The 8,571-nt window shown below is 70.4% G+C and carries 7 protein-coding genes; 6 read left to right on the forward strand and 1 reads right to left on the reverse strand.

Annotated features, from left to right (window positions below; translation table 11 throughout):
* Positions 1–46: 46 nt before the first annotated feature.
* Positions 47–742, reverse strand: a complete 696-nt coding sequence (locus tag DLJ58_RS34280) for a hypothetical protein (protein WP_244219012.1) — start codon at positions 740–742, stop codon at positions 47–49.
* Between the two features lie 130 nt (positions 743–872).
* Here DLJ58_RS34280 and trmB point away from each other — a divergent pair, with 130 nt between their 5' ends.
* The 6 genes from trmB (at position 873) to DLJ58_RS18670 (ending at position 8,422) form a co-directional block, all read left to right on the forward strand.
* Positions 873–1,580 (forward strand): tRNA (guanosine(46)-N7)-methyltransferase TrmB, encoded by a 708-nt coding sequence (gene trmB / locus DLJ58_RS18645; protein WP_425271324.1) that lies wholly within the window; start codon positions 873–875, stop codon positions 1,578–1,580.
* Positions 1,581–1,692: 112 nt separating this feature from the next.
* Entirely contained in the window at positions 1,693–4,206 is a 2,514-nt protein-coding gene (locus DLJ58_RS18650) for a DEAD/DEAH box helicase (RefSeq protein ID WP_124858133.1), read from the forward strand.
* Positions 4,207–4,305: 99 nt separating this feature from the next.
* Entirely contained in the window at positions 4,306–4,614 is a 309-nt protein-coding gene (locus DLJ58_RS18655; RefSeq protein WP_124858135.1) for a hypothetical protein, read from the forward strand.
* Positions 4,615–4,742: 128 nt separating this feature from the next.
* Positions 4,743–5,153 (forward strand): hypothetical protein, encoded by a 411-nt coding sequence (locus tag DLJ58_RS18660; RefSeq protein WP_124858137.1) that lies wholly within the window; start codon positions 4,743–4,745, stop codon positions 5,151–5,153.
* 229 nt (positions 5,154–5,382) lie between these two features.
* Complete coding sequence (locus DLJ58_RS18665) at positions 5,383–6,879, forward strand: amidohydrolase family protein (RefSeq protein ID WP_124858139.1); 1,497 nt, start codon at positions 5,383–5,385, stop codon at positions 6,877–6,879.
* An 898-nt stretch (positions 6,880–7,777) separates the two neighbouring features.
* The gene (locus DLJ58_RS18670; protein ID WP_124858141.1) at positions 7,778–8,422 is read left to right on the forward strand and encodes a hypothetical protein; all 645 of its coding nucleotides are present in this window, start codon (positions 7,778–7,780) and stop codon (positions 8,420–8,422) included.
* The last annotated feature ends 149 nt before the right edge of the window (positions 8,423–8,571 follow it).

Raw genomic sequence — 8,571 nt, forward strand, 5'->3', positions numbered from 1 at the left:
TGGCGGGCCTCAGCGACGCGCGGCGGCTCGGGGGCGGCGCTGATCATCACCGGGCTGGTCCTCGCCGTGATGGCGCTGCGCCGCCGGGCAGCAGCAGCTTGCCGGTCATCCCGCCGCTGCTCCCACCGAAGCCGGTCGCCGGACCACGGCTGGGCTGGACGGGGACCTTCTTGACCACCTGGAGCATCGTCGAGGCGGTCTCGCCGTCGCGGCACTCCAGCTTGACCCGGTAGTTGCCGGGGCGGGTGCGCTCGCGGACCATCGGCGCGGCGGTGAGCACCCCGCGCTGTGGCTGCACGCCGACCGCCCCGAAAGCGTCGGAGACCACGGTGGCGCCCACCGAGTTGTCCCGACAACTGGCCCGAATGCCGACCAGGTAACCGGGCTGCACAGTGCTGGGGCTCACCTCGACGAAGATGTCCACCGCCGGAGTCGGTTGAGGCCTTCCGCCGGGCGGCCCTTCGGGCTGCGGCGCGGGCGCGACGGCAACGGTCCACTCGGACGCGGGCGCGACGGCGGCGGCCCACTCGGACGCTGGCGCAACGGCAACAGCCTGCTCGGGCACGGCAAGAACGGCAGCAGGCCGCTCGGACACGGCAAAGACGGCGACGGCGGGCTGGGATGCGGCAAGGGCAACGGCGGCAGGCTCAGGCGCGGCGAGGGCGGGCGTGGCGGCCAGCAGGGGGCCGGCCAGCACGGTCACCAGCGACAGGGTCACGACGCCGCGGGTCACTGTCACGATGCCCCCTCTCGACGCCGTGCGGCCGGGTCGGGCGGTGGAGCACCCGACCTGCCGTACCAGTTGGATCCTCTCATTTCCGGTCGCACATCACATCCGATCCGCCGGCGGCGTCGCGTACGCTCGGGTCGCTGTGACCGCCACCGACCATGACCCCGCCGTCCCGCCCGCGAGCCGGACGATCCGCACGTTCCACCCCCGCCGGGGTCGGATGAGCGACCGGCAGACCGACGCGCTGAGCCGGCTCTGGCCCGCGTACGGCCTGGATGTGCCGGACGGGCCTGTGCTGCCCGTCGACCTGGTCGACCTGTTCGGTCGCCGGGCGCCCGTGGTGCTGGAGATCGGCTCGGGCATGGGCGACACCACCGCTGCGATGGCTGCCGCCGACCCGGATCGAGATTATCTGGCGGTCGAGGTGCACACGCCGGGAATCGCCAACCTGCTGCACCTGGTGGAGCGCGATGGCCTGCGCAACGTACGGGTGGCTGAGGGCGACGCGTTGTCCCTGGTCAACGGCTTGCCCGAGGGTGTGTTGGACGCCGTGCACGTCTTCTTCCCGGACCCGTGGCCGAAGTCCCGCCACCACAAGCGGCGGATCATCCAGCCGACGCACGTGGCGCTGCTGCGGTCCCGGCTGCGCTCCGGCGGAATGCTGCACTGCGCGACCGACTGGGCCGAGTACGCCGATGTGATGCGGGAGACCCTCGACGCGGACCCGGAGCTGGTGGACACGTACGGCGGCTTCGCGCCGCGGCCGGCGCACCGACCGGTGACGAAGTTCGAACGGCGGGCGATCACTGCCGGTCGGCCGGTCGCCGACCTGCTGTACCGCCGACGGTGACCGACGAAACGCCCGAACCGGAACGCGGCGGGGCGTTCGGGATGCCCGGACGGGGGTCCGGTGCAGGCCGGGTTGGCGTACCGGGGCATGATCCAGGCACCATGGACAGGCTATGACGCTCACCGCCGCGCTGCCGACAAGCGCCGACCCCGACACCCTCTTCGACGCGTTCGCCGGCTGGGCGAAGGAGCGCGGCCTCGACCTCTACCCCCATCAGGAAGAGGCGGTCATCGAGATCGTCTCCGGCGCCAACCTGATCATGAACACGCCCACCGGCTCGGGTAAGAGCCTGGTGGCGATCGCCGCGCACTTCGCGGCCCTCGCCGACAGCCGGACGACCTTCTACACCGCACCGATCAAGGCCTTGGTGTCGGAGAAGTTCTTCGCGCTCTGCGAGGTCTTCGGCGCCGAGAACGTCGGCATGCTCACCGGCGACGCCAGCGTCAACGCCGACGCCCCGATCATCTGCTGCACCGCGGAGATCCTGGCGAACCTGGCGCTGCGCGAGGGCACGAAGGCCGACGTCGGTCAGGTGATCATGGACGAATTCCACTTCTACGCCGAACCCGACCGGGGCTGGGCGTGGCAGGTGCCGATCATCGAGCTGCCGCAGGCCCAGTTCATCCTGATGTCCGCCACTCTGGGGGACACCACCCGCTTCGTCGACGACCTGACCCGGCGCACCGGGCGGCCCACCGCCGTCGTGCGCACGGCGGAGCGGCCGGTCCCGCTCATCTTCTCGTACGCGATGACGCCGCTGCACGAGACGCTTGAGGAGTTGCTGGAGACCAAGCAGGCCCCGGTGTACGTGGTGCACTTCACCCAGGCCGCCGCACTGGAACGCGCCCAGGCCCTGACCAGCGTCAACGTCTGCACCCGCGCCGAGAAGGACATGATCGCCGAGGCGATCGGTGGTTTCCGGTTCACCGCCGGCTTCGGCAAGACGCTGTCCCGGCTGGTCCGGCACGGCATCGGCGTGCACCACGCCGGCATGCTGCCCAAGTACCGCCGCCTGGTGGAGACCCTCGCCCAGGCCGGCCTGCTCAAGGTCATCTGCGGCACCGACACCCTCGGCGTCGGCATCAACGTGCCGATCCGGACCGTGCTGTTCACCGGCCTGTCCAAGTACGACGGGGTCCGTACCCGGCTGCTGAAGAACCGGGAGTTCCACCAGATCGCCGGGCGGGCCGGCCGGGCCGGCTACGACACCATCGGCCGGGTCGTGGTGCAGGCCCCGGAACACGTCATCGACAACGAGAAGGCTCTCGCCAAAGCCGGTGACGACCCGAAGAAGCGGCGCAAGGTGGTCCGCAAGAAGCCGCCGGAGGGCTCGATCGGCTGGGGCCAGCCCACCTTCGACCGACTCGTCGACGCCGAGCCGGAGCCACTGACCTCCAGCTTCCAGGTCAGCCACTCGATGCTGCTCAACGTCATCGGCCGGCCCGGGGACGCGTTCACCGCGATGCGGCACCTGCTCACCGACAACCACGAGGAACCCGCCGCGCAACGCCGACACATCCGCCGCGCGATCGCCATCTACCGGGCCCTGCGGGCCGGCGGTGTCGTCGAGGAGCTGCCCGAGCCGGACGAGACCGGCCGGCGGATCCGGCTCACCGTCGACCTCCAGCTCGACTTCGCCCTCAACCAGCCGCTCTCCCCCCTCGCGCTGGCCACCATCGAGCTGCTCGACGCCGAGTCCCCGTCGTACGCCCTCGACGTGCTGAGCGTGATCGAGTCGATCCTCGACGACCCCCGGCAGATCCTCTCCGCGCAGCAGTTCAAGGCGCGCGGCGAGGCGGTCGCCGCCATGAAGGCCGAGGGCATCGAGTACGAGGCCCGCATGGAGCTGCTCGACGAGGTGACCCACCCGAAGCCCCTGGCCGAGCTGCTGGAGGCCGCGTACGAGATGTACCGGCAGGGGCACCCCTGGGTCGCCGACCACCAGCTCTCCCCCAAGGCCGTCGTCCGCGACATGTACGAGCGGGCCATGACCTTCACCGAGTACGTGCAGTTCTACGGGCTGACCCGCTCGGAAGGTCTCGTCCTGCGCTACCTGGCCGACGCGTACAAGACGCTGCGCCAGACCGTGCCCGAGGACGCCAAGACCGAGGAGCTGATCGACCTCATCGAGTGGTTGGGCGAGCTGGTCCGCCAGGTCGACTCCAGTCTCATCGACGAGTGGGAACGGCTGCGCAACCCGTCCGACGTGGCCGAGGTGGCCCAGGCGCACGCCGCCCTGACCGATCGGCCGCCGGCGGTGACCCGCAACGCGCGGGCGTTCCGGGTGCTGGTGCGCAACGCGCTGTTCCGACGCGTCGAGTTGGCCGCGCTACGCCGCTGGGACCTGCTCGCCGAGTTGGACGCCGAGGACGGCTGGGACTACGACGCGTGGGCCGACGCCCTGGCGCCGTACTTCGAGGCGTACGACTCGATCGGGGTCGGGCCGGACGCCCGCGGTCCGGCGCTGCTGATGATCGAGCAGGGCCGGGAGCGGTGGACCGTACGGCAGATCTTCGACGACCCGGACGGCGACCACGACTGGGGCATCAGCGCCGAGATCGACCTGGTGGCCTCGGACGAGGTCGGCGCGGCGGTCGTGCGGATCACCGACGTCGGTCAGCTCTAGGAAGGGCCTCTCCTTGCCGCCGTCTTCGGCGGATGCGGTGGTCCGGACGAGTCGTCGAATCCGGACCCAGCGACCCTCCGCGGCTATGCGGAGACGTACGTGTCGCTGCTGCAGGCGAAGGACGAGCCCGGGCTACGCCAGCACCTCGGCAACGATGCGCACCCAGGGGATTCGGCCGAGCGGATCACGGCGTACGGCGGCACAGGCTGGACGCTGTCCGAGGTGTCGCGGAGCGCACTGATCCCAAGGGCGTACGCGCTGTCGGCGATGGTCCACAGCGTCTGCCTGCGGGTCCATCGCAGGCTCGACCTGGCCACGTTCTCGTCATCTGGCGATTCGGGACTCGCACCGGCGTTGCCGCGACCAGCCTGGTTGACCTGGATCTGGTTGTTAGAGCCGCTGACGTAGAGGGCGACAGCCTGGTCGGCAGCCGCGCTGCGATCGGCCGCCGTGGCGGCGTTGCAGGGGCGGATCGCCGCGGCGGCGGCGGTCGGCTCGACCAGGCTGCTGTCCGTACGGCACGAGTTCCCGACCGAGTGGCCCGCTTCGTCGCGACGACCCCTACCGGCCTACCGCCGACCGCACCGCTGACGCTCACGCTGCGAGAGGAGCACTACCCGTACTGGTCCCGACTCACCACCGACCGGGTGCTGCACGCACTGGAACTCTTCGCCTCGGCCGGCGACGCCGACGTGACGCTGTACGACGCGGCAGCCGACAACCCGCCGGGGTCTCGGCACAAGACCCTGCCGCGCGCCGATCCGAGCGTCGGCGACCTGCGCAGTGGGCTCCTCGTCGAGCCCCTACCGCCGGCGGTCGGGCCGCTCACGCTCTACCTCGATGATTCGACGATCACCGACCTCTGGATCGCCCTCACCTGGGGGCAGCGGCCTGAGTCGATGGTGTCGATACCGGATCAACGTCACGCGGCCTCGGCACATTCATGAATGAGCCTTCCACCCGCTCCACCGAACGCCCTGGGCTGACCGCCGCCCGGGACTACCTCCGACTCGGTAAGGGACAGGCCAGTCAACGGGCACGCCGGCCAACTCGCAACGAGCAGCGGTACGCACCGCCTCGGGGATTTTTCCTACCCCGGTCCGGGGTGCCAGCACTACCGACACCGAGATTCCGCCTCGATGAGGATTAGCAAACTTCGACCTACAGGAGGGTTCCATGGCAACGACGATCTCCCGGCGTACGGTGCTGGCCGGGACCGCAGCAGGTCTGTTCGGCGCGACCCGCGCCTCGGCGGTGGCAGAAGCGGCGTCGACGGACATCACAGCTGTGACCGGAGTGACGGCGATCGACGCCGTCAACGGCATTCGGCGTACGCAAAATGTTCTGATCCGCGGGAACCGCGTCCTTGATGTGGGCGACCTCCGCAGGATGCCGGTGCCGGAGCGCGCGCGGGTCATCGACGGCCGCGGTAAGTTCCTCATCCCGGGCCTCGCCGACATGCATACCCATGCCACCGAAATCGACCCGTACGACCCGGAGATGTACGTGGTCAACGGCGTCACAACCGTGCGGCAGATGTCATCGAGCAACGCTGTCCGCGGCTGGCGTGCCGACATCTCCTCGGGCACCCGGCTGGGGCCACAGTTCCTGATCGGCAGCGCGATACTGGACGGCGCACCCTCACTGTGGGAAGGGCTCGGCCCTCCCTATGTCGCGGTGGCCGACGCCGACCAGGCCAGGGCCGCGGTACGCCAGGAATCCGGCGCTGACTTCCTCAAGACCTACACCCGGCTCAGCCGCGAGTCCTTCCATGCGATCGCCGCCGAGGCTCGCCGCATCGACCTGCCGTTCCTAGGGCACGTCCCTGACTTCGTGCCGGTCACCGAGGCGAGCGACGCCGGGCTGCACAGCATCGAGCATCTCTTCGAATTCTGGTACGACACCTCCCGCGACGAACGGCGACTGCGCCGGGAGATCTCCCGCATCAAGGTGGCCGGTGGCGACTACGCCGGATGGTTCACCGGCCTGCACCCGGTCGAGTACGCGGCAGCCCGCAGCTACAGCCGGGACCGAGCCGCCAGGGTGTTCGAGCGGCTGGCCCGCAACAACACTCACGTGACGCCCACCCTCGTCCTACACCTGACCTGCGATGTGCCGCAGCAGGTGCAGCACAACGACCCACGCTTCCGGTACGCCAGCGCGGACACGCTCGGGTATTGGCAGTGGGCGACCGAGAACTTTTATCTGAAGGGCCGCACTCCCCGCGAGAGCGCCGAACGCGAGGAGCTGTTCGAGCGGCGCCTGCGGCTGGCCGGCGAGCTGGCCCGGGCCGGCGTGCCACTGCTGACCGGCAGCGACCTCGGCACCGCCTACCTGTTGCCGGGCTTCAGCGTGCACGACGAACTGCGTCTGCTGGTCCGGGCCGGTCTGACCCCGGCGCAGGCGCTGCGGGCGGCGACGCTGGAGCCGGCCCGCAGCCTCGGTCAGCGCGATCGGGGCGCAATCGCGCGTGGCCAGATCGCCGATCTGGTCCTGCTCGACGCGGACCCGATGCACGACATCAGCAACGTGAGCCGGATCGACAGTGTGTTCGTCCGCGGTGAGCTGATCGACGCAGCGGCCCGGCAGCGTCTACTCACCGAGATCGAGGAAGCGTTCCAACGCAGGCCCCGCACCGGCGCACTGCCGGCTGCGGCCTGCCCGTGCGGCTAGGTTCTGTCCGTGGACGAGGGGCAGCGATCATGGACTTCGGTCGATGGGTTGGGGTCCACCCGTCGAGGTTGCCGTCGAGCGCGACAGCTTCCGTGACCAGCAGGTGTACGCCACTGTGGAATGCAGCTGCGACTGGGAGCCCGAACACCGCCTTCAACCGCGGCAACCTCGAAGACGTCGTCTACCACCGGCTTAGGTAGCGCCACCGGCTGCGCCCGTCCGGCATCTCCCGCAGGCGCCGGCCACGCCGCTCCGGTGACGGCGTCACCGTCTACCTGGACGGCGAGCTGCCGCCGGTCGACTCGGACGCTCTGGACCGCGCCGACCCGCGCAACCGGTGCGGCCGGGCGACTGCGGTCAGTACGTGCCGCTCGACGACGCCCGGACGGTGCCGACCATCGATGACGACGGCGCCCGCTACGTCCGCTGGCACCCGGCGTGTCTGCGCGCCGAGCAGCGCGATCGGGGGATCACGCGATGACCGGCGCCGACCTGGCGACGCTTGCCGACTACCTACGCGAGCACACCGACGGCGGCACGCTGCTGCCTCGCCTCCACCAGTGAGGCGACGGCACCTCGCCGTGCCCCCGACGGTCGCCGGCGGGATCAACCAGGGTCAGGGCGGACCTTGACCCTGGCCCGATTCGTTGAGCAGGCCATGGCGGCCAGTGAGGCGTGAACTCAGGCCTTGTGAAGGGACCGCAGGCCGCCAGAGGTGAAGCAAGACGGACACAGTGTGTCACTTGGCCCGGACGCTCGTGCCCCCAATTTTGCCAGTCATCCCGGACCGTGCCAGGTGCCTGCGGACAGGACAGTACCCCCTACTTTTACTGGGCAATGTCAGACCCGTCGATTAGAATGTATGTACTAATCGAGTCCCTGACCTGGGAGGACGCCCGTGACCGCGCCCGCCTCCACGCCCCTCACCCCCTACGCCACACTGCTCGGTTTCACCCGCTACGTCGACCGCACCGGCCCCACCAAGGCGACCTTCGTGGGCGGGCTGCGCAAGCAGCGCGCCAGCCGGTCCGGCTTCAACCCGCACGGCCAGTTCGTCAAGGCGCTCAAGGCCGACATCGCCTTCCACACCGGCGGCACGCACCTGGCCGGGGTGGCCGACATCGTCAAGCCACGATGGCGCCCGCTCTACCAGGCGCTCACCCCCGGCGCCACGACCTGGCTGCACTCCCTGGGCGAGCCAGCCGCCGTCGATCTCGCCCAGACCCGCGACGCCCTGGCCATGCTGGGCGACCTGCCCGTCAAGATCAACCCCCACTTCGGGGTACGCCACGCAGACGGCCGCGCCGAAGCGGTCCGCCTGCACTTCGACGAGGCCCCACCGAGCGAGGAGTCGGTGCTCGCCACCCTGCACCTGATGGCCCGCCACATGGACGCGGTGCTTCCGCACGCCGAGCCGGTCCTGGTCGACGTCCGCCGCGGCCTGGCCCACCGCATGCCCTCCGACGCCAAGCCCGACCAGATCGAACGATGGCTCTCCGGCGAAGCCGCCGCCTTCCGCGCCATCTGGTCCACCGCCGCCTAACCCCACCCCCGCTCTCCGCACCCTCGACGCCCCACGCCCTCCGCGCTCCGCGCTCTCCGCGCTCTCCGCGCTCTCCGCGCTCTCCGCGCTCCGCGCCCCCACGCGCTCCACGCTCCACGCCCCACGCGCTCCACGCCCCACGCCCCACG

This window comes from Micromonospora arida (assembly GCF_003857035.1).
In the GTDB taxonomy this organism is placed as follows: domain Bacteria; phylum Actinomycetota; class Actinomycetes; order Mycobacteriales; family Micromonosporaceae; genus Micromonospora; species Micromonospora arida.